The organism is Treponema sp. UBA7567, from assembly GCF_002476655.1.
Lineage (GTDB): Bacteria > Spirochaetota > Spirochaetia > Treponematales > Treponemataceae > Treponema_D.
On the sequence record NZ_DLLH01000012.1, the window covers coordinates 14,411 to 35,657 of the forward strand.

General features: G+C 39.1%; 16 protein-coding genes. 5 read left to right on the plus strand and 11 right to left on the minus strand.

All coding sequences use genetic code 11. The features are described 5' to 3' along the window. Window positions 1–21: 21 nt before the first annotated feature. From B3Y13_RS00815 to clpB, 3 genes are all read left to right on the plus strand, one after another. Complete coding sequence (locus tag B3Y13_RS00815) at window positions 22–240, plus strand: hypothetical protein (protein ID WP_296022694.1); 219 nt, start codon at window positions 22–24, stop codon at window positions 238–240. A 107-nt stretch (window positions 241–347) separates the two neighbouring features. Then, a complete protein-coding gene (locus B3Y13_RS00820) occupies window positions 348–1,517 on the plus strand; it encodes a hypothetical protein (protein WP_296667193.1) in 1,170 nt (389 codons plus the stop codon). 350 nt (window positions 1,518–1,867) lie between these two features. After that, window positions 1,868–4,456: an ATP-dependent chaperone ClpB gene (clpB, locus tag B3Y13_RS00825; protein WP_296022696.1), complete on the plus strand. Its 2,589-nt coding sequence runs from the start codon at window positions 1,868–1,870 to the stop codon at window positions 4,454–4,456. A 122-nt stretch (window positions 4,457–4,578) separates the two neighbouring features. Here the strand turns inward: clpB and B3Y13_RS00830 are convergent, their stop codons facing one another. The 5 genes from B3Y13_RS00830 to rlmJ all read right to left on the minus strand — a co-directional run bounded on the left by B3Y13_RS00830 (window position 4,579) and on the right by rlmJ (window position 11,805). Further along, on the minus strand, window positions 4,579–5,823 hold the full coding sequence (locus B3Y13_RS00830; protein ID WP_296692071.1) for an HD domain-containing phosphohydrolase: 1,245 nt from the start codon (window positions 5,821–5,823) through the stop codon (window positions 4,579–4,581). A gap of 195 nt (window positions 5,824–6,018) precedes the next feature. Then, a complete protein-coding gene (locus tag B3Y13_RS00835) occupies window positions 6,019–7,659 on the minus strand; it encodes a galactose/methyl galactoside ABC transporter permease MglC (protein WP_296669007.1) in 1,641 nt (546 codons plus the stop codon). 154 nt (window positions 7,660–7,813) lie between these two features. After that, a complete protein-coding gene (locus B3Y13_RS00840; protein ID WP_296669005.1) occupies window positions 7,814–9,307 on the minus strand; it encodes a sugar ABC transporter ATP-binding protein in 1,494 nt (497 codons plus the stop codon). A gap of 193 nt (window positions 9,308–9,500) precedes the next feature. Beyond that, on the minus strand, window positions 9,501–10,670 hold the full coding sequence (locus B3Y13_RS00845; RefSeq protein WP_296022917.1) for a substrate-binding domain-containing protein: 1,170 nt from the start codon (window positions 10,668–10,670) through the stop codon (window positions 9,501–9,503). 271 nt (window positions 10,671–10,941) lie between these two features. Beyond that, on the minus strand, window positions 10,942–11,805 hold the full coding sequence (gene rlmJ / locus B3Y13_RS00850) for a 23S rRNA (adenine(2030)-N(6))-methyltransferase RlmJ (protein ID WP_296692073.1): 864 nt from the start codon (window positions 11,803–11,805) through the stop codon (window positions 10,942–10,944). Window positions 11,806–12,094: 289 nt separating this feature from the next. On the opposite strand from rlmJ, the gene tyrS reads away from it, so the two are divergent. Beyond that, window positions 12,095–13,339 carry a tyrosine--tRNA ligase gene (gene tyrS, locus B3Y13_RS00855; protein ID WP_296022701.1) on the plus strand — a complete coding sequence of 415 codons (1,245 nt, stop codon included), beginning with the start codon at window positions 12,095–12,097 and terminating at the stop codon, window positions 13,337–13,339. A 342-nt stretch (window positions 13,340–13,681) separates the two neighbouring features. Here the strand turns inward: tyrS and B3Y13_RS00860 are convergent, their stop codons facing one another. The 5 genes from B3Y13_RS00860 to B3Y13_RS00880 form a co-directional block, all read right to left on the minus strand. Continuing rightward, window positions 13,682–16,246: a penicillin-binding protein 1A gene (locus tag B3Y13_RS00860; RefSeq protein ID WP_296692076.1), complete on the minus strand. Its 2,565-nt coding sequence runs from the start codon at window positions 16,244–16,246 to the stop codon at window positions 13,682–13,684. Window positions 16,247–16,485: 239 nt separating this feature from the next. Further along, a complete protein-coding gene (locus B3Y13_RS00865) occupies window positions 16,486–17,481 on the minus strand; it encodes a hypothetical protein (protein ID WP_296022703.1) in 996 nt (331 codons plus the stop codon). 141 nt (window positions 17,482–17,622) lie between these two features. Further along, a complete protein-coding gene (locus tag B3Y13_RS00870) occupies window positions 17,623–18,534 on the minus strand; it encodes a M23 family metallopeptidase (protein ID WP_296692079.1) in 912 nt (303 codons plus the stop codon). Between the two features lie 43 nt (window positions 18,535–18,577). Next, window positions 18,578–18,994 carry a hypothetical protein gene (locus B3Y13_RS00875; protein WP_296668999.1) on the minus strand — a complete coding sequence of 139 codons (417 nt, stop codon included), beginning with the start codon at window positions 18,992–18,994 and terminating at the stop codon, window positions 18,578–18,580. 69 nt (window positions 18,995–19,063) lie between these two features. After that, window positions 19,064–19,297 (minus strand): 4Fe-4S binding protein, encoded by a 234-nt coding sequence (locus B3Y13_RS00880; protein ID WP_414718180.1) that lies wholly within the window; start codon window positions 19,295–19,297, stop codon window positions 19,064–19,066. A gap of 265 nt (window positions 19,298–19,562) precedes the next feature. On the opposite strand from B3Y13_RS00880, the gene deoC reads away from it, so the two are divergent. Then, complete coding sequence (deoC, locus tag B3Y13_RS00885; protein WP_296022706.1) at window positions 19,563–20,237, plus strand: deoxyribose-phosphate aldolase; 675 nt, start codon at window positions 19,563–19,565, stop codon at window positions 20,235–20,237. A 19-nt stretch (window positions 20,238–20,256) separates the two neighbouring features. On the opposite strand, the gene B3Y13_RS00890 is transcribed toward deoC, so the two are convergent. Further along, window positions 20,257–21,192, minus strand: coding sequence for an MBL fold metallo-hydrolase (locus tag B3Y13_RS00890; RefSeq protein WP_296668998.1), 936 nt, complete (start codon window positions 21,190–21,192; stop codon window positions 20,257–20,259). Window positions 21,193–21,247 lie beyond the last annotated feature (55 nt).

The window sequence follows — 21,247 nt, forward strand, 5'->3', positions numbered from 1 at the left end:
AGAACATACGGGAGATTTATTATGAATCATAAATATAAAACTTGTATAAAAATGTTAAGACAGCTCGTGTCAGATATTCAGGGAGCGCCGTATCCAAGTGAAAACTTTGAACCTGAATTATATAAAATTTGGTATGAACATGTTCAAAATGCTGCCGTAAATTGTTTTGAATATCTTGATGACAATTTTCCTCAGGAAAAGGAAGATTTTGATAAGACTTTAAATAAAATCTTTAAATAAAATCTTTAAATAAAATCTTTAAATAAAGCTAAATCAGAAATCCGTTTTTGCCGAAATTTTATTTATATAGAAGAATGAAAAAATTCTTGTTTGGCAAGGCGGGTGCAATGGCGGCATCAAAAAAATACAATCGTTTTGATAATTATTTACTAAAAGGAAAACTGCGCCGTAAAGGTTTTGAATGGTGGCGTTATGTTTTTACAGGAATCAACAGGGCAACAGGAGAACAAAAGGCCTTTTTTGTTGAATTGTATTATGTAAATCCGTTGATTTCGCCTAAAAAAGCGATAATAGCACAAAAATCCCAATTAAAAATTTCTGATTCTGATTTGCAGTACGCGCTTGCAGGAACTTTAGCCGCAAGCAAAGCGAATGAAGAAGAGGAGTTTATTCCAAGTTATGCTCTTTTAAAAGCTGGTTTTTATGGAGAAAACGGCAGGCAGTTCAACTGTTTTTATCCATCGGAAAAACTTAATTTCATAAAATCTGATCAGTCTTTTAAATTGGAAAATTGTATTTTTGGAAAAGACTTGATTTCCGGCAGTATAGAAGTTACAGAAGAAAATTTGTCCGAAAAACCGGAGCTTTTGTGTTCGGCTGGAACAATGAAATGGAATCTGCACTTTGAAAAGACTATTGAATCAGCTCCTTTGTATAAAAATAAAAATGATTTATGGATTCCACTTGGCGCAAAAACAGTCTTTGCAGGAGTTGTTGAATTAAACGGAACGGAATACACAGTTGTTCCTAGAAGTTCTGCCGGCTATATTTCTAAATCCTGGGGCGAAAAACTGATTGAAAATTATTTCCATCTTTCATCGACGAATTTTACGAGTTCAATTTCTGGAAAAAATTTGGGAAAATCCTGCTTTTGTATTGAAGGCGAATTTGAAAAAAAACTGAAGGCTTTTGTCGAGCTTGAAGGAAGAAAAATTTCTCTGAGTGGAAAAGGAATTTTTAATAAGTATTCTGAAATTCATTCTTGCTCTCAGATGCCAATAGATGCCGATGGCGAAAAACTTCACTGGAGTGTGAGTGTTCATTGGAAAAAATATGTAATCGATGTTGATGTTTATTGCAGGACTTCACAAATGCTCATAAAAAATTATGAACTTTTGGAAGGCGGAAGGGACTTAATCGAAATATGCAGTGGCGGAACAGGTTTTGGAGAAATAAAGATTTTTAAAAAAATCAGAAAAAATCTTGAGCTTTTGGAGCACGCAACTATATTCGACGTAATCTGCGATTTTGGGTCGGTTGACTCAGCGGAAGCCTAAGAGAAGCGCACGGCCGGGCTTATAGCCCGGATACTTGCATGCTGCCGCATGCTGCGGCTTTTGCTTGGCGCAAAACCCGTTTATTTTTCGTGTGCGCTAAAGCGCACGACCGGGCTTATAGCCCGGATAGGAGCCCCGGAGTTGCCGGAACGGCAATGAGCGTTAGCGAAGGGCGGATAGCCGGAAATTCTGAGATATGTTTTTTATGAATAGAAAATGATTTTTTTGCAGCAGTTGTGCTGCTTTTATTTGCCTTTTTTTTATTTTTTGAGTATCTTGAAATTATAAGAACAAAAAAATTCTCTTAAAAAGTTTTTAGATATGTAAATAAAAAATTTTGGAGGCGAAAAATGAATTTTGATCAGTTTACATTAAAAGCACAGGACGCTCTCCAGGAAGCCAGCGCCCTTGCTCAGCAAAATGATCATGCGGAAATCGGGCTTGAACATCTTTTAATTGCGCTTCTTGAGCAAAAAGATGGGCTTGTTAAACCGATTGTCGAAAGAATAGGGGTTAGTGCTGGAGATTTGGACAGTGCGGCGAAAAATCTTTTGAGTTCGTATCCGAAGGTTACTGGAAATGTTCAGATTAGTCTTTCTTCTGCAGCGCAGAAAGTTCTTGCGAAGGCGGAAAAGGAAATGACTTCTCTTAAAGATCAGTATCTTTCGGTTGAGCATATTTTGCTTGCTATGAGCGAAAGTGAAGACCGGACTGGGGAACTTTTGCGTAAATATGGAGTTACTCGGGAAGCGATTCTTGAAAGCTTAAAGGCGGTTCGTGGAAATCAGACTGTTGACAGCCAGGATCCGGAAAGCAAAATGCAGTCGCTTGAGAAATACTGCACGGATTTGACGGCTCGTGCCAGACAGGACAAAATTGATCCTGTTATTGGACGCGATGAGGAAATTCGCCGTGTAATGCAGGTTTTGATACGACGGACTAAGAATAATCCTGTTTTGATTGGTGAACCTGGTGTCGGAAAAACAGCAATTGTCGAAGGTCTTGCGCGTCGTATTGCAAGTGGCGATGTTCCTGAAAGTTTGAAAAACAAGCGTCTTTTGAGCCTCGATATGGGAAGCCTTGTTGCCGGTGCAAAATTTCGAGGTGAGTTTGAAGAAAGGCTTAAAGCTGTAATTACTGAAGTTTCAAAGAGCGAAGGACAGATAATAATGTTTATCGATGAACTTCATACTATAGTCGGCGCCGGCGCGAGCGAAGGTAGTATGGATGCTTCTAATCTTCTTAAACCGGCGCTTGCCCGTGGAGAGCTTCATGTAATCGGTGCTACTACTTTGAACGAGTATCGCAAATACATTGAAAAAGATAGCGCGCTTGAAAGAAGGTTTCAGCAGGTTTATTGCGCTGAGCCGACTGTTGAAGATACGATTGCAATTTTGCGCGGTTTGAGAGATAAGTATGAAATTCATCATGGTGTTAAAATCAATGATGAAGCTCTTGTTGCTGCTGCAGAACTCTCTAACCGTTATATAACAAACAGATTTTTGCCAGACAAGGCAATTGACCTTGTTGACGAGGCTGCAAGCCGTTTAAAAATGGAAATCGAAAGCGAACCGACGGCTCTTGATCAGCTTGAGCGAAAAATTTTGCAGTTGCAGATTGAAAAACAGTCGCTCTCCAAGGAAGATGACAAGGCGAGCCTTGAACGTCTTGAAAAACTTGAAAAGGAACTTGCGGATGTTACGAACAAACGCGATTCTATGAAACTGGAATGGCAGAACGAAAAAGCCCAGATTGATAAATCGCGCAACCTTAAGGAAAAACTTGAGAATGCCCGGTTTGAAGAGGAAAAGTTTACACGAGAAGGAAATCTTGCAAAGGCTGCTGAATACAAATATTCGATAATTCCTGAGCTGCAAAAACAACTGGCAGAAAGTCAGGCTGCGGACGAAAAAAGAGTGAATTCCGCTGATGAATCTCTTTTGCGGCAGGAAGTTACGGAAGAAGATATTGCCTCAGTTGTAAGTGTTTGGACAGGAATTCCTGTAAGCAAGATGATGACGAGTGAAAAGCAAAAATATGTTCAGCTCGAAAATGTTTTGCATAAACGCGTTATTGGTCAGAACGAAGCTGTAAAAGTTGTAAGCGACGCAATCAGACGAAACAAGGCTGGGCTTAACGATCCAAACAGACCGCTTGGCAGTTTTATGTTTATTGGTCCGACAGGTGTAGGTAAGACTGAACTTGCAAAAACTTTGGCTGATTTTTTGTTCAACGATGAAAAAGCCCTTACCCGAATTGATATGTCCGAGTATATGGAAAAATTCAGTGTGAGCCGTCTTATCGGCGCACCTCCAGGATATGTAGGTTACGATGAAGGCGGACAGTTGACAGAAGCAGTTCGTCGTCGGCCGTACAGCGTAATTTTGTTTGATGAAGTCGAAAAAGCTCATCCAGATGTTTTTAACGTTCTTCTTCAGGTTCTTGATGATGGGCGGCTTACAGATGGACAGGGACGAGTAGTAGATTTTAAAAATACGATAATCATTATGACTTCAAACCTCGGAAGCAATTTGATTCTTGAGGCTGGAGAAAATAACGAAACGGATAGTTCAAAACTTAAAGGCGAAATTGATTCACTGTTAAAATCAACATTTAGACCAGAATTTTTGAACCGTATTGATGAAATCGTAATGTTCAACCGTCTTGACAGAAGTTGCATTGGCGGAATCGTAAAAATTCAGCTTGAAAGGGTTACAAAGCGCCTTGAAGACAGAAGAATTTCGATTAAGTTTGATGATTCTGCTGTGAACTTTATTGCAGAAAAAGGTTATGATCCAGCCTTTGGTGCCCGCCCAATAAAAAGAGCCGTGCAGACCTGGGTTGAAAACCCTCTTTCAAAAGAGCTTCTGGAAGGAAAGTTTGGCGAAGGCAGCGTGATAAATGTTTCTTCTGATGGAAAAGAGCTTATTTTTAAGTAATTTTGAAGGTTAAAAACTTAAAAACCTAAAGGAGCAGTTTTTTCAGGAGAAAATTTAAAAACAAAAAACGGTCTGATGAAAAATGTCAGGCCGCTTTTTGTTTTATTGAATTTTAATGCAGTTTAGATTTTTATTTTTCCAGTTGAAATGAGGTTCAGCATGGCCTGCGCAATTTTTGGGTCAAATTGAGTTCCTTCACCTTTTTTTAATTCTGAAACTATTATGTTTTTTGGAAGGTGAGGTCTATAGGCTCTGTCAGTTGCCATTGCGTCGAAAGAGTCGGCGACGCAAACTATTCGTGCTTCAAGTGGAATTTCTTCTCCTTTTAAGCCTTCCATGTAGCCTTTCCCATCGAATCGTTCGTGATGATAAAGTGCAACCTTAGTTACGTTTTCTATTTCTTTAAAGCCTCTCAAGCTTTCTGCTCCATAGATAGTATGTTTTTTCATTTCTTCCCATTCTTCATCATTCAGTTTTGAGTTTTTGCATAATATTGACTGCGAAATAAAAACTTTTCCGACATCATGCAAAATTCCGCAGTTATAAATATTTTTCTGAAAAGCTTTGCTGTAACCGAGTTCTTCTGCAAGTAATTTTGAATATTTTGCAACGTTTAGAGAGTGTTGTTGTGTGTATTTGTCCCGTGTATCAATAAATCGGGCGCATAATTTTAGAATTTCTGAGATTTCTTTTTCTGCCTGTTGTTGCTGTTTTTTTACGACTTTGTAGTTTATGACTGTCAATATAAGAAAAATGAGACCGAGAATTGTTGATATTGTAAAAGATATGAATTTTTTGTTGCAGAAAAGCGGTTCAATGAGTTTTGTTTCCAGCGAAAAACTGCTTTCTGTTAAAAGTTCATCTGTATACAAAACAAATCCTAATTTACAAAATGTTTTAGGAGAAACTTCGTCGTTGAGCGCAATTTTTGAAGGTTTTATTTTTATAGTTCCGTTTTTTATCGTATAAAAACCGTTCCAGCAGCTATCGATTTTTGCATTTTTTGGAACTGTAAGCGAAAGAACCCAGTTTTGCATTTTTTTTGCTGTGTTATTGTAAATATAGATGTCATATTGAGAGCCCCATGTTGAGTCTGATTGTTGCCAGCAGTTTAGAAGTCCATCGCTTCTCAATGGAATGTTCATGTTGATTGTACATTCCGGCTGTTTTACAGGATTTTCTGTGCGAAAAATGCGGTTTTCTTTTTCGATTTGAACTTCCTGCGTAAAAAAATGGGAAATTTTATTTTTAAATACGATGATTACTGATGAGCCTAAAAGACCGCAAATGCTTATAAACGTAAAAATAATCGAAATAAAAATTGCTTTTTTGTGCAGAATAAAGGTTAAAATTTTGTTTTCTTCCATAAATAATTGCGCCAAATAAAATATGTATATCCAAAATTTATTATAACACAAAATTTTAATTTAACATAAAATTTCAATTTGAATTTTTATGATTTTGAATAAAAAAATTACACAGAGCAATAAAAAAAGCGGTTTAAAAATCAAACCGCTTTTTAGTTTCATTTATAAAAGTTTACAAAATTTTCTTAGATTTAATTACTTGCGCTTCAAGTATTTAATTGAATCAAGCGCAACTGCCGCAATGATTATCAATCCCTTAAATACAAACTGAAGGTTTGTGTCGATATGAAGGAACGTAAGGCAGTAGGTAAGGCTTGTAAAGATTACAACACCGATTGCGGCCCCTCCAATTTTTCCTATGCCGCCGTTAAACGAAATTCCACCGACTACGCAGGCTGCAATCGCGTCCATTTCGTAGCCCTGGCCAGTTCCCGCGCTTGCGTTTGCACGGAATGCTTCCAAAAATGCTCCGCAACCGTAGAAAATCCCTGCCATAATGAATACGCCCATTGTAACCCAGAAAACCGAAATTCCAGAAACACTTGCCGCTTCCGAGTTTCCTCCTACTGCGTACATGTTTTTTCCAAAAGTTGTTTTGTTCCAGATAAACCATGCAGCTATAATTGCAATTATTGCAGGAATAATCAGTTTAGGGAAAGTAACAAGCTCACCGTTTATAATTCCCAAAACCCAACGGCCGCCGATTAAATCTTTTACAGAAGAGTCGATTGAACCGACCGGAGTTCCAGTTGTTCCGAAGAACAAAAGTCCGTAAATTATAAGTTGAGAGGCTAGTGTAGAGATAAACGGATGAATTTTTAGTTTTGCCGTAAATACACCTGCAAATGCGCAGAATGCCGTACAAAGCAGAATAGAAAGCAATAAAGCAAAAATAAGGCGGACCCCCATCGGAAGCGCTGTAAAGTTCCATGGCCCCATGTTAAAGAATTTTACGATGTTCGTTCCTGGATGCAGAATAAGTCCAGTTACAACAGAACCCATAGCAACCATTCGTCCGACGCTCAAGTCTGTACCAGCAAGCAAAATCAAACCGGCAACTCCGAGAGCATAGAACATTCTTGTCGAAGACTGCTCAAGAATCGTAAAGATATTTGGCAAAGTCAAAAGGTTTCCTGCTCCGATTGCAGGGGCAATTATAATACAGACAACAAAGAAAATTGCAATTGCAATGTAAAGTCCATTGTCCAAAAAGAATTTTGAAAGTTTAAAACTGTTTTTGTAGTTTATAAAGCCGAGCTGAGCATCTTCAATAAAACTTGATTTTTCGTTGCGCAGTCCACGGTTAATTGTAACGTGATCCGTAAAAGCCTGTTTTTTCGCATCGCGGCAACGCTCAATTATCGTCTGGCTTCTATTTTTTTCGTCAAAAAGCGAAGTTTTGAGTTCGTATCGTGCGGTTTCCTTTTCTGACGGCGACTTTGCGTTTTCAATTCGGGCTTTTCCTTCTGCCTTTATTTTTCGAATTTTCTGGTCAAAATTTGCTTTTTCAATTTTTATTTTTTCATTTTCGGTTGCATCTACTGTTTTTATGTAGTCTTTTGCAGCCAAATTTGCGTAGGCGACAGCTTCTTTTGTAAGAATTTTGTCCTGCGCTTCGTTTTTCTTTGCGACAGCTTTAGCCTCTTCAAGCTGTTTTTTGTAGTCAGACAAAATTTGAGGCTTATTGTCGTATTCAATCATCGGATTTTTTTTGACTTTTGCAATAGCCTGCTTTATCTCTGCAATTTTATTTACACCGTCTGAGCGCAAGCCGTGGAGTTTTTCCTGATACTCTTTAATTTTTGGATTTTCTTGAAGTGTAACAAATTCTGCCATAATTTTCTCCCTAAAAAATCTTTTAGTCGGGCGTTCCCCTCGCTTTAGTTCGGGTCGCTATGTTCGGAGTTCCGCTTTCGCTCCATTGCTTCGTTTCGCTATGCTCCACTTCGCAATAAGCCTATGGCTTACTCCTGCCAGCGCTAACGCTTTTTTATAGATATTTATCCGAAAGCCTTAAAAGCGCTTCCTGATCCGTTTCTTTTGTGTTTACGATTCCTGCAAGCCTGTGGTTTGACATTACAGCAATTCTATTTGTAATTCCTAAAATTTCAGGCATTTCGCTGGAAACTACAATAATTGTCTTTCCTTCTTTTGCCATTTTGATTATCAACTGATAAATTTCGTATTTTGCTCCAACGTCAATACCGCGAGTCGGCTCGTCGAGCAGAAGAATGTCTGGTTCCCGTTCAAGCCATTTTCCTATAATTACTTTTTGCTGGTTTCCACCAGAAAGAGAAGTAATGAGTTCATCTGCTGAAACGCATTTTGTGTGCATTTTTTTTATTTCGCGGTTTGCGGCATCGCGCATTTTTCTTGAAGACAAAAGCCCGAATTTTTTGTACTGCTCAAGGTTTGTTATGCAGGTGTTAAATTCGATTGTGTCTTTTCCGAACATTCCGTTGAGTTTCCGTTCTTCTGTAACCATTGCAAAATTGTAGGCCATTGCGTCTTTTGGGCTCGAAAAACGGACAGAACGGCCGTTCAAGATAATTTCACCTTTCGAAATTGTTCTTATACCAAAGATTGATTCTAAAAGTTCGCTTCTTCCTGCGCCGACAAGTCCGTAAAGACCAAAAATTTCACCTTTTTTAACCGTAAACGAAATATCTTCGAGTTGCGGTGAATATTTTGTCGAAAGATTCTTAATTTCCAGATAGTCTTCTCCTGGAGTATTGTCAACGTCCGGAAATCGTTTGTCCAGCGAACGGCCGACCATTGCAGAAATCAGCTCGTCCATCTTTGCGTCGAGCGTTGTTTTTTGATAAACCATATTTCCGTCGCGCAAAACTGAAACTTCATCACAAATCTGGAAAATTTCGTCCATTTTGTGCGAAATATAAACAAAAGAAACCCCTTTTGACTTTAAATCGCGAACGATTGCAAATAATTTATTTATTTCTGGTTCTGTAAGCGAAGATGTCGGTTCGTCAAGAACGATAATTTTTGCATTGTAAGATACAGCTTTTGCAATTTCTACCATCTGCCGCTGAGAAACAGACATTGTTCTCATAATTACATTCGGGTTTACGTTCATTTTTAAAGAACTGAAAAGACGGCTTGACTCCCGGAACATCCGTTTTTCATCTATTACTCCGAATTTTTTTGGATACCTTCCTAAAAAGAGATTGTCCATTACAGTTCTATCAAGACACTGGTTTAATTCCTGATGAACCATCGAGACTCCGTTTTCGAGGGCTTCTTTTGGACTTGTAAAATCGATAGGTTTTCCGTCTAAAAAAAATTGACCTTCGTCTTGTTCGTATATGCCAAAAAGGCATTTCATCATTGTAGATTTTCCAGCGCCATTTTCGCCCATAAGACCTAAAACTGTGCCTTTTTTGAGCGTAATGTTGATTCCGCTAAGAACCTTGTTTTTCCCAAATGATTTTGAAAGATTTTTAATTTCAAGCAGATTATCATTCATTTAGATGTCTCCCTAAAAAGGAATTTGAAAAACTGCTCGTAAAAAAAACGAGACTTTGAAAAGAAACTGTCCATTTTTGTTTTATATGCGGCTCTTGAACTTTGACAAAATATCAAATTGATTTTTAGCAGATTCAACCGCCGCTTTTTTTATATAGAACTTTTTGGACAGTTTCCTGGCAAACTTTTGATAATTAGTATTTAAGTTTATCCGTATAGTCGCGTCCTGAGTTTGTTTTTACCATATTGATTGCATAAGCATCAAAACTGTTGAGGTTTGTAAACTTGTCAAGACAAGAAGCTTCGTTCTGACCGTCACCCTGAACTACTGTAAGGTCAAGGTTTAAAAGTGGAGCATAGTAGTTTAATGCAGGAAGGTAAGAAGAAGACAGAAAGTTGTCTGCCGCATTGTAGATTGTAAGAAGAACTTTTTTCTTTGCGGCATTAGTCTGTTTTATCCCCTTATCTCTGTTTCCTGCTGTGTACTGTTTCCAGTTGTCTGCATTAACACCTGCGTTCAGAGCAAGTACAGCCTTTGTTTCTGGAACATAAGTGATTTCTGCTGAAATTTTATTTCCGTTGCTGTCTGCTTCAAAAATGCCTTTCTTGTAAACATCTTCGCCTTCAAGACCATTGAGAAGGTTTCTGATAACCTGCAATGTTGCTGTAGCCTGTGCGTCTACGTTCTGAGAAACAGTTCCTGTAAGTTTTCCAGCACCGATAGCTTCGATTGCATCTGCGTTTGCATCGTATCCGAAAATTGGAACTCCTGCAGGGTAGTTAGAAGCTTGGAGACAGCCCATTGCCATTCCATCGTTGTTTGAAACAACCATATCAAGCTGTGTGCCGTATTTTGTTGCCCAGCCGCCCATTGCATCTGTAGCGGCATTTGCATTCCATGTTGAACCGTCAGTTCCAGTCATAGCTTTTCCTTCAAGTTCTACTACTTTGAGTGTTTTTCCGCCAATTTTTACAGAGCCAATTTTTGAATCTGTCGGATCTGTTGTTCCGTTCCAAGTTCCAAGTGCTTTTCGAATTCCTTCAGTTCTTGCTTTTGAGTCATTGTGACCTACATCACCTACGCAAAGAACATATCCGATTGTTCCATCGCCATTGCGGTCAATTTTAGAAGCGTCCTGGTTTGCAAGCCAATCCGTGATAAGTTTTCCCTGAACTGCACCGCCGCCTGCTGCGTCAAAGCCAACGTAATAAGTTTTGCTGTTCCAGTTCATAGTATCTTTTTCAATCTGGCCTGTCGTTGGGTCCGATGGCTGTCTGTTAAAGAATACAAGCGGTTTGTCTTTGTTTAATACTACAGAAGAATTTCCGTTCTTCTGGCATCCCATAAATCCTGCGGCAGTCATTACGAGCGCCGAAACTGTTACTAATGCTTTTTTCACAAAAAACCTCCTTTTTGTAACTTGCAGTATAAAATTTTAAAGCCTCTAAAAAATTACAAATGTCGATTTTTTAGACCTGCTTCGTACATACTCAGTCTAAAGCCGAATTTTTGAGCCGTCAAACAATTATTTTTAAATTTCAAAAAAACGACAGATTCAGGAAAATTTTTTTGAAAAATTGCAGTTTTTTAACAAGAATTTTTATTTTCTTGAGTTTTTTGTTTTTTTTGTAAAACTAGCGAAGAGCTTTTTCGATAAGAGGAATTGATTCTTCCATTTTTTCGTTTAGTCCATAAGGCGGATTTATGACGAGCATTCCGCTTCCGTACATTTTTGCAAGGCCGGTCATTTCTTCTTCTTTTTTGATGGTGATTTCGTAAAAGACGGCTTTTTTGTCTTCTGTATTGTTTGTTTTTTCAACGGTGGCGATTACATTTTGCTTTAGATATTCAATTTCGAGCTGGCGGTGGGAAAGAAGAGGATACCAGATTAAGTAAGTTCCAGTTGGCCATTTTTTGTAAGCAGAAACAAACATTTGAGCCGTCTGCTCATAATCATCTGCGTCTTCGTAGCTTGGGTCGATTATTACACATCCTCGCTTAATTTTTGGAGGAATATTTGCATTGAGCATAAATTTTGCGTCTTTCTGGTTTAAAATGATTGAAGGAGAATTTTGTTTTGCGTTTTGAGTTAAAGCTGGACTTTTTATGTTAAGCTTTAGTTCTTCAAAAACCTTTGGATGAAGCTCGTTTAAAATCAACTGGTCTCTTTCGCGAAGAAAAGTCCGCGCAATTTCCGGGCTTCCGGGATAAAGTCCTTTTTTTACGTACAGTTCGAGAATTGAAAGAAAATCTTTTCCGAAAATTTTTTTTAAGTCGGAATATGGCGCCTTTAAAAGTTTTTGAATTCCGCACTGGGCTTCGCAGGTTTTTAAAAGGCGTTCGTCGTCCAAGGCGTATTTTCCTGAGCCAGAATGTGTGTCAATTACGCAGAATGGTTTTTCTTTTTTGAGAAGATGCTGGAGCGTAAAGGCAAAAACTGCGTGTTTTAAAATATCGCCGTAATTTCCGGCATGAAAAGCGTGGATGTAACTTAGCATGACAGAATATTATCTCAAAAAATGCTCTGATTGAATAGAGATAATTTTTTTATTAAAATAAAGAAATGAAAAAAAGAGAGTTAAATCCTCTTAGCTTGCAGGATTTTTTCAGGAAAATTTATGATTTTAAAGATTGAATTTATTTTTTTCGATTGATTTAACGCGGCAGGGGCTGGAGTGGCGGCGAAGCCGTTCCAAAATTTATTTTGGAATAAAACCACGCAAGACCCGGTTTTTGCAAATGCAAAAAGCCGCCCGGTAAAATTTTCTGAAATTTGGGAGATATGAAATGAATAAAGCGCTTGAAACCTTAAAAGAACGTGGTTTTTTTGCTCAGTGTACGGACGAGAAGGGACTTTCTGATTTGATGGATAAAGGACCGGTTACTTTTTATGTTGGCTGTGATCCGACCGGGCCTTCTTTGCATATTGGACATATGGTTCCTTTTTTTGCCTTAAGACATTTGCGCGCTGCTGGGCACAACGGAATTGCCCTTATTGGCGGCGGAACAGCAAGAATCGGTGATCCATCCGGCAAAACAGAAATGCGTAAGATGATTTCTTATGAGCAGATTGATTCGAATGTTGAGCATATTAAGGCTCAGCTTGACAGATTTATTGGTTTTGATGGAAAAACAGCTCTCAGCGAAAATAACAAAAACTGGCTTGCTGATTTGAACTACATTGATTTTTTGCGCGATATTGGCTCTTGTTTTTCTGTAAATAAAATGCTTACTTTTGAAGCTTACAAGCAGCGTCTTGAGCGCGGACTTTCTTTTATTGAATTTAACTATCAGCTTTTGCAGGCCTACGACTTTTACTGCTTGCATCAGAGACACAATGTTGTTTTGCAGATTGGCGGCGATGATCAGTGGGGAAATATTACTGCCGGCGTTGACTTGATTCGCCGTAAACTTGGTGGAACTACAGAGCTCAATGCCCAGCATCAGGCTTATGGCCTTACATTCCCGTTGATTACCCGTTCTGACGGCAAAAAAATGGGCAAGACAGAAAAAGGCGCAATTTTTCTCGATCCTTCTCTTACTCCTGTTTTTGACTTTTTCCAGTACTGGCGCAATGTTGCTGATCCGGATGTTGAAAAATTCTTTAAATTGTTTACATTCCTTTCTCTTGATGAAATTTCCAGTATCTGTTCAGGCAACATCAACGAGGCTAAGGAGCGGCTTGCTTATGAGGTTACTTCTCTTATTCACGGAAAGGAGGAGGCGGACAAGGCTCTTGCAGGTGCAAAGGCTGCTTTTAGCGGAGAAGGAGACAAGTCTCATATGCCGACAGTTGAACTATTGAAGGCGGATTTGGGAAATGGCCTTGGACTTCTAAATCTTTTTACTACGACAAAACTTACCGCATCGAACGGAGACGCGCGTCGTCTTGTTCAGCAGAATGGCGCTGCCATTAACGGAAAAGTAATTTCTGATGTAAAATACACTGTAACTTTAAAAGATTTGGATTCTGACGGAGAACTTGTGCTTCGTGCAGGAAAGAAAAAGTTCTGTCGGATTGTATTTAATTAAATATCCTGAATGTCGAATTTTGAAAAAAATAATCATTTATGTGTCATTCTGTGTAGCGGCACTGCAATGTTTATGCAGTAAACTCGGTCAGAAATCTATTGAAAGATTTCAATAGATTATCTGGTCAAGCCTGATAATGACAAGTTGGAGGAGAAAGCCTGATGGTGACAAGGAGTGAAGCCCGATAATGACATTGAACTATAAAATTCGAAGTTCGGGCTAATTATAGAACTTTTTGAAGTATTTTGTATAAAAAAATCCGATTTTAGAACATTTTTGTCTAAGACCGGATTTTTTTTGTTTTAATGTAGTTTTCATGTACTAAAATTTTTTGAAAGTTTTTTAGTCCATGAGATAGTTGTAATTTGGCGCTGCTCCATTTTCGTCAAGTTCCTGAGTGTCTGTCGGACTGAGTTTTGTGTCAAATACGCCGAAATCTCCGCCTTGAAGTGGTTTGTTGAGGTTGAATGAAAGAGTAGAATTGTCGCGAATTATGAGCTCGCTTGCAAAACCTGCCTTGTAAAGCTCTTTTTCCAAACGGTAAATTCCGATTGCACGGCTTGAATTTGCCGTTGAGTGAACCGAGCAGACTTGAGTTGGCTGTGTCCCTTCAAGATACCATGCTGTAACTTTGTGATCGCCACATTCTGGAGTGAGAATTCCGCCGCTTACAGAGCAGACTGTTGCTTCTATTACGCCGGTTGCCGGTTTTGAAAAGTCTTTCATAGGAAGACCGTTGTGAATTTTTTTCATATAATCAGCCCAAGCGTAGCCAGAAAGAGTTGAACCTGTGAGTTGAAGTCCCAGCGACTGACCAGGTTTGTCGAATCCAAACCAAAATACAGAAGTGTAATATGGCGTAAAGCCGACAGCCCATGCATCTGCCCAGTTTTGCGTTGTACCTGTTTTTCCTGCGGCAGGAATTTTGTATAAGTGTCCGTTTGAATCTTTGTAACGGAGTTTGTCTCCGTTTGAAGAAGGACCCGCAAGAGTTCCAGAACGTACTGTATTCTGTAGTAATTCCGTCATGACAAAAGCTGTCTGTGGTGAAATTACTTGTGCTGCCGCCCCTTTTGCCTGCAATGCAGTGCGAAGTTCTTTTTCGGGATTTAGAATAACGTTTCCATTTTTGTCTTCCACCGAACGTATTGCAATTGGAGTCACTTCTTTTCCGCCGCTTGCAAATACAGAATACGCTCTGGCAAGTTCAACAGGTCTTACAGAACATACTCCAAGTCCAATCGGATAGCCTGGGACAAAACCGCGGTATGGAACTTCTTCTTTAGGAATTCCCAAAAGTGCGATTGAACGGTTGATTCCGGCTTCAAAGCCGATTCCGTCAAGAACTTTGAGCGAAGGAACGTTCATAGAGTGGGCGAGCGCATACCAAAGTTCAACATCGCCCTTCCATTCGCCACGGAAGTTTTGAGGAATATATGGTTTTCCGTCAGCCGTGTGGAATACGACCGGCGTATCTGAAATTATCGAGGTAGGAGTAAATTTTCTGCTGTCGATTGCGGCGGAATAATAAAGCGGTTTAAAGGCAGACCCCGGCTGGAGTTTTGCCTGCACGGCACGGATAAACTGGTTTTCGCTGTCGAATTTGCTTCCTCCGACAAGTGACGTAATATAGCCTGTGTCGTTTTCGAGGGCAATCATCGTACCTTCGATTGTAGTTTTGCTTACTTTAACTTTTGCCTGCTGATTGGCCTTGTTTACGATTCCGAGTTTTAGAGAGTCGACTCCAAACATGAGAGACATAACGTCCATGACAGGATTTATCTGGCTTGTATAAGTTGCCTTTGAAATGGCTTCATTGCGTTGTTCGCTTACTTTTAGGCTATTTAGATTAAAAGTAAGGGCGAGCAGTTCTGTCATTGGTGTATAAACAGAAAAAGCCTGGTTTGTCCGTTCTCCAGTTGAGCGTTGGTAAGTGCGGTTTGCATAGCGGATATATCTGTCCATTACATCTTGCGCAACTGCCTGATTTTTTAGGTTGAGAGTCGTGTTTACTGTAAATCCAGAAGAATAAATGTCTTCAGTTCCGTAAATTAGGTTTCCAAGCTCGCGCCTTACATATTCAGAAAACCACGGAGCGTTGTCATCGTGGTTGAATACAGCCGCCGTAGCAGTTCTTGTGTAGTCAAAATTTGCCCAGTAGTCGTCAAAACTTTCATCCGCCTGCTCTTTTGAAATATATCCTGCGCTGACCATTGTGCTCAAAACATCTTTCTGACGATCCATTGCGCGGTTTGGATATTCAAATGGATTGTAAAATGCTGGGTTGGAAAGTTGAATTACGAGAATTGCTGCTTCTGCCGGAGTAATTTCCGTTGCATCATGACCGAAATAGTATTTTGACGCAGCGCTTACGCCGTACGTTCCGCCGCCAAAATAAATTTTATTCAGATAGAGCTCTAGGATTTCGTCTTTAGTGTAGCGCCTTTCCATTTGAATTGCCCACCACAATTCCTTTAATTTTCGGCGTATAGACATATCTGTTCTGTCGCAAAAAAGAGTTCCTGCAATCTGCTGGGTTAAGGTAGAACCGCCTCCAAGCGACATGCCTGTGAGTTTTCCGAAAACTGCGCGAAAGAGAGCTTTTACAGAATATCCATGGTGGCTGTAAAAAAGCCTGTCTTCGCGCGTTATAAGGGCATCGAGCATGCACTGCGGCAAATCTCTTATGCTGATTATTTCTCGTTTTTCCTCTGAAGCGAGTTCAGTTATAAGTTCACCATTTATGTCTAAAAGTTTTGTCGGAAGCGAAGTTGAGAATTCTGTGAACTGCTCATTATCTTTTATAAATTTTGTATTGCTCAGAGCAAGTCCAAGTCCTGCTCCAAAAAAAATGGCGCAGAAAAAAAGACCGCAGACAAACACGTATGTTGACTTTTTAATTTTCATATTCTTATAGAATAAGAAATTACGACCCTTTAGTCAATGTAATGGATTTGATTGCTTTGAATTTATAAAAACAAAAAAAAGACCGGCTTTAGATAGCCGGTCCATGCCCATCAGGCAGTCGGGCTCAATGGGTGGGAGGGGATAATTGATGCCCGACAATATATATATCGTCAGTTTATTTAAAAATCTTTAGTTGTTTTTGATTTTTTGTGATGAAAATAAGAAATTTTAAAACATTTTTATTCTTCTTCGGTTACAGAAGCGTCAATATTCAGGTTTACAGAGTACGAGCGGCCGTTTATTGCATCAAAAGTTTTTGTAATTTCGTAGTCGCCGATTGCAAATTTTACAGTGTGTGGTCCCTGTGTAACGGCAAAAGGCTCTTTTGGAGAGGCGAGCTCTTCACCGTCAAAATAAATCGAAGCGTTTTCTGGTGAGAGAATTTTTACTTCAGGCTCAATTCCTCGAAGAGCAACCTTTAACGAAGTGATTTTTGCCTGTTCGACAATAAAAGTGCGGACTTCGTTTCTGAAAGTTTCTCCAGTTACGCGTAGGTGATGTTCGCCTTCTTTTAAAAGCATTTTTTTGGGAATTGACGGAATAAAGGTGTCGTCAATGTAAATGCTGAAGTTTTCGTTTTTTCCCTCCGGTTTTGAAACTTCAAGACTGAAATATCCTTCGCTGCTCAAAACAGGTTTTGCTGTAATCTGAATTTGCGCATTTTCGAGTTCTTCGGGGGCGCCTTTCATTGCAAGCATATAGCGTAGAAAAATTATTCCGTTTTTTGCAGAAATTTTTTCTTCAAGAATTTTTGCATAAGGATTATTTTTGATGCTGAATTTTTCGTTTAGCGGAATATAAATCGTGTTGACGATTTTTCCAGAAATTGTTGATATGCTTGTTCTGCTTCCTGTATAATCGATCGTCTTTTCTGTTGGAAGCGGAGAAAGTCCGTCATAAAAAGTATATGCAACACTGTCCCGCCAAGTTGTCATTATTTGCGGAACTTTCATTGTAAGTTCAAGCCCTGTAACAAATGTTTTGTCTTCTGGAAGCTTTATTGCAAGCGCGTCAAAAATTCCAAGATTGGCAGAAACTTCTCCGTAATTCTGAGGAATTAAGATTACATGTGTTTTTGCAACGCGAAAATTTTCTGCATAGAGCGCAAAAAAATTTGCCGTAATCAGCAACAGAGAAAATAGAATTTTTTTGCGTGGCTTTTTGCAGTTCTTCATAAATCTTTCCAAAATAAAAAATAACATTTATTTTATAACTATAAATATTTTACAGTATACTATTTTTTATGTATATAAATCATAATGCAAAATCAACGAAAAATCTAAAAAAAATCTAAAAACTGGAGATATTTTAAATTTTTAGTTAAAATTTATGATTTTCCCGGGATCTGTCGGGCTTCCGTCTTTTCTAAGCTCAAAATGAAGGTGAGGCCCTGTGCTTGCGCCTGTCGAACCTGATTTTGCTATGAGTTCGCCAGCTTTGACTTTTTGACCTTTTTTTACAAGAATTTCTGAAAGATGGGCATACACGCTTGTTAAATTGTTGTAATGCTGCAAAATAACGAAGTTTCCATAAGTTGGGTTAAATCCGCTCTGGCTGACCTCTCCGCTGCAACAGGCAAAAACGCTGCTTTTTAATGGAGCCGCAAGATCTATTCCCGAATGAAATTTCCATTTTCCAGAAATCGGGCTTACACGGTAACCAAAACTGCTCGTTAAAATATTTGTTGAAAGCGGACTTACAAGTTTTGTATCCAGAAAAAAAAGCGCTGTCGTCGGATCGAACCTTTCATTTTTTAAAAAATAGAAAAGGTTTCCGTCAATCTTAAAAATTTTTGCGCTTTTGATTTTTTCCTCGGTCATATATTTTTTGAAAAGAAGCTGTTCCCAGGCTGAGCCGGGATTTTCAGGAATAAAAATTCCGTTAAATGTGGAAGCAAGTATTATTTTTCCGGAAATTTTTGAATCTGCCGAAGAAAACCTGTTTAAAGTTGCGAGTGTGTCTTTGTAAACCGGGCTGAGCCTTGAAGAAAGCCAGATAAAATCCATGTTTTGTGGTACGAGGATTTTATAAAAACTGAGAATTTGTTTTTGAGAGGAATTTTTTGCAGAAAGTGAATATTTTGAGTTAAAGGCCGCTTCCTCTAAAAATTGCTTGAAAATCAAATCTTTTGAACTGTCCGGAACTTTTATAAACGGAAGTTTTTCAGAATTGATTTCAAATATCTTAGTTGAAGACTGTTCTTTGTTTGAAAAAGCGTAAAAATTCAAAAAAAAGGACAGAGCCGGTAAAAAAAAGAATTTTTTGATTTTTTTAGAGAGAATCATTTTCTAGAAAGTCTTTTGTTTTTTGCGAAGGCTTAAATATGAACGAAACAAAGCCGTAAAGAAAAAAGGCAAGGATAATTTCAAAGATTGTAAAAAGCCTTTTGCCTGCAAAGACTAGAAAAACAAAGCCTAAAACTGTAGATGCGATTATCAGGAATTTTGTAAAAAAAATCAGGGAATTCTTAATTCCTGCAGAGCGGATTTTTAAAATAAGCCAGATTAAAAATAAAAGGCAGGCGATTGCTGTAACGCAGAGAGTGTAAGTCTGCGGAAGTTTAGTTGCAAAATACCATAAGGGATAGACGAGTGCAATTCCGACGAGTGCGCAAATTGTAAGAAGCGCCAGAACCTTTAAAATTGAACTGAGAATCTGGCTGTAGCCTTTTAAAATCTGTCTGAACATACCTACAAATATAAACAGACAAAAAAAAATCTGCAAGAGCAATTCTTGCAGATTTTTTAGAATGTAAAACTATTCTTCTGAAATTGCTGTTGCCGGACAAACGCTTGCGCAGGTTCCGCAGCTTACGCATTTAGAAGAATCGATTTCGCGGTGTCCGTCGTTTTCGCTGATTGCTCCGACTGGACAGTCTGGTTCGCATGTTCCGCAGTTTACGCATGCTGAAGGATCAATTTTATAAGCCATAATGTACCTCTTTTTAAGGGAAGTTTCCCAAATGCGATTGAAAAGACAAAACTGTTTGATTCAATCTGTTTATAATTTAGCATATAAAATTTTCCTAAACAAGAAAAATAAAGGCAGATTTGAACGAATTAGACTGTGCTAACAAAAAAACGCAATGAAATCGAGTTAGCGATTGCAGCGGCAGTCTTGTTGCGCAGTGAAACGGAGCAATGGAGGCGAAAGCCGGAACCGCGGAAAGCGCGGCGGCAACTTTGTTGGCGCAACTCCCATAAAATTTTTAAGAATTATGTTATAATGAATGTTAGTTTTTTTACGGGAGAAAAATATGGAAAGAAAAGAAATTGCGAAATTTATTGATCACACTCAGCTTTCTGCCTGTGCTACGGAAAGCGACATTAAAAAACTTTGCGAAGAGGCTGTAAAATACGGATTTGCGAGCTGCTGCGTTAATCCAGTTTATGTTCCTTTTGCGGCGGAAATTTTGCGTGGAAGCGGAGTTAAGGTCTGCACTGTGATTGGTTTTCCTCTTGGGGCGAATTCGATTGATGACAAGGCGAGCCAGGCTGCTATGTGTGTTAGCGAGGGCGCGGACGAAGTTGACATGGTTGTAAATCTAGGCGCTGTAAAAGACGGGCGATGGGAAGATGTTTTTGAAGAGATTTATGCGGTTCGCTGTGCAGTCGATGACGTTGATTGCGGTGAAAATAAAAAAATTGTAGAAAAAGTGATTCTTGAGACCTGCTATCTTAATGATGAAGAAATTGTAACGGTTTGCGAAAAGGCAAAGGAAGCCGGCGCTGATTTTGTAAAGACTTCTACTGGATTTGGGACTGGAGGCGCGAGCGTTCATGCCGTTGAATTGATGAGAAAAACTGTCGGAAAAGACATGGGCGTAAAGGCGAGCGGCGGAATCCGGACTTTTGAAGACGCCGTGGCAATGCTGGATGCCGGTGCAAACAGGCTTGGCTGTTCTGCCGGTGTTAAAATTGTTGAAGGCTGAGTTTTTTTGTGGCGGAAAATCAGGCGAGAGACCAGTACATCATGTTGTCTTTGATTTCGTACTTGATTTTTCCGCTGTCGCTTAGGGAGCTTAAATATGAGCGCAAGGTGCAGCCTATAAGGACGTATTGGCTGAGTTTGAGCGAAATTCCGTTGCGGGTGCTTACATTTTGGAGAAGCTGTTCTGCCGTTTTTGGAGTTTTTAATTCGTCCAAAATCATATTTTCGGTTTCGAGAAGGGCAATAAGGTTTAGTTCGACCAGCCCTTCAATTTGTTCAACGCCTTGACCGTGCCCTGGAACATAAAAATCGGCCTGGATTTTTAAGAGGGCCAAAAGGCTTTTTTTTGATTCTTCTTCGTTAAAAAGATACTGAATCCAGTATTTTTTTATTGCGTCGCGTCCGCTCAGGCAGTCGCCTGCAAAAAAAATTTTTTTTCCGTCTGTATCGGTGATTAAAAATCCTGTATGGTCGATGTAATGACCTTTGAGCGGAACTGTCTGTACGTGAATTTTATCTTCAATGTAAAAATCTGAGCCGCTTTTAAATGTTTTGTCGGCAATGCAGGGAGAAGCCGTAAAATACTTTGTTTCGAGCTCTTTTACCGGCATTCCGCCCCAGATTAGGCCTGTTTCGAGAACGGGGCATTCCATTATTGCGGCTTCGCCAATGCTTGCAATAATCTGGCATCCGGTTTTTGAGCGCAAATATTCGTTTCCGCCGCAATGGTCTGCATGAGAGTGCGTGTTTATTACGGATTTTATTTTGGGAGAATTGAAGGAACTGTTTACTGCTTCAAGTATCGCCTTTGCATAGCGTTCATCGTTTCCGCTGTCGATTAAATAAATATTTGTGGAGGAATCTGGCTGTTTTAGGGCAATAATTCCGATATTTGTTGGCAATGCAAGAAGATAAATGTTTTTTGAAAGTTCAGATAATTCAGTTTTTTCGTTCATTTATTATTCTCCCGTAAAAAAAATCTATCTAATACAAATGTCGAGTTTTGATAAG

What these genes read in the sequence shown, in the direction of transcription:
- B3Y13_RS00815 (WP_296022694.1), top strand. Translation starts at nt 22, where the DNA reads ATGAATCATAAATATAAAACTTGTATAAAAATGTTAAGACAGCTCGTG.
- B3Y13_RS00820 (WP_296667193.1), top strand. Translation starts at nt 348, where the DNA reads ATGGCGGCATCAAAAAAATACAATCGTTTTGATAATTATTTACTAAAA.
- clpB (WP_296022696.1), top strand. Translation starts at nt 1,868, where the DNA reads ATGAATTTTGATCAGTTTACATTAAAAGCACAGGACGCTCTCCAGGAA.
- B3Y13_RS00830 (WP_296692071.1), bottom strand. Translation starts at nt 5,823, where the DNA reads ATGGAAGAAAACAAAATTTTAACCTTTATTCTGCACAAAAAAGCAATT.
- B3Y13_RS00835 (WP_296669007.1), bottom strand. Translation starts at nt 7,659, where the DNA reads ATGGCAGAATTTGTTACACTTCAAGAAAATCCAAAAATTAAAGAGTAT.
- B3Y13_RS00840 (WP_296669005.1), bottom strand. Translation starts at nt 9,307, where the DNA reads ATGAATGATAATCTGCTTGAAATTAAAAATCTTTCAAAATCATTTGGG.
- B3Y13_RS00845 (WP_296022917.1), bottom strand. Translation starts at nt 10,670, where the DNA reads ATGACTGCCGCAGGATTTATGGGATGCCAGAAGAACGGAAATTCTTCT.
- rlmJ (WP_296692073.1), bottom strand. Translation starts at nt 11,805, where the DNA reads ATGCTAAGTTACATCCACGCTTTTCATGCCGGAAATTACGGCGATATT.
- tyrS (WP_296022701.1), top strand. Translation starts at nt 12,095, where the DNA reads ATGAATAAAGCGCTTGAAACCTTAAAAGAACGTGGTTTTTTTGCTCAG.
- B3Y13_RS00860 (WP_296692076.1), bottom strand. Translation starts at nt 16,246, where the DNA reads ATGAAAATTAAAAAGTCAACATACGTGTTTGTCTGCGGTCTTTTTTTC.
- B3Y13_RS00865 (WP_296022703.1), bottom strand. Translation starts at nt 17,481, where the DNA reads ATGAAGAACTGCAAAAAGCCACGCAAAAAAATTCTATTTTCTCTGTTG.
- B3Y13_RS00875 (WP_296668999.1), bottom strand. Translation starts at nt 18,994, where the DNA reads ATGTTCAGACAGATTTTAAAAGGCTACAGCCAGATTCTCAGTTCAATT.
- deoC (WP_296022706.1), top strand. Translation starts at nt 19,563, where the DNA reads ATGGAAAGAAAAGAAATTGCGAAATTTATTGATCACACTCAGCTTTCT.
- B3Y13_RS00890 (WP_296668998.1), bottom strand. Translation starts at nt 21,192, where the DNA reads ATGAACGAAAAAACTGAATTATCTGAACTTTCAAAAAACATTTATCTT.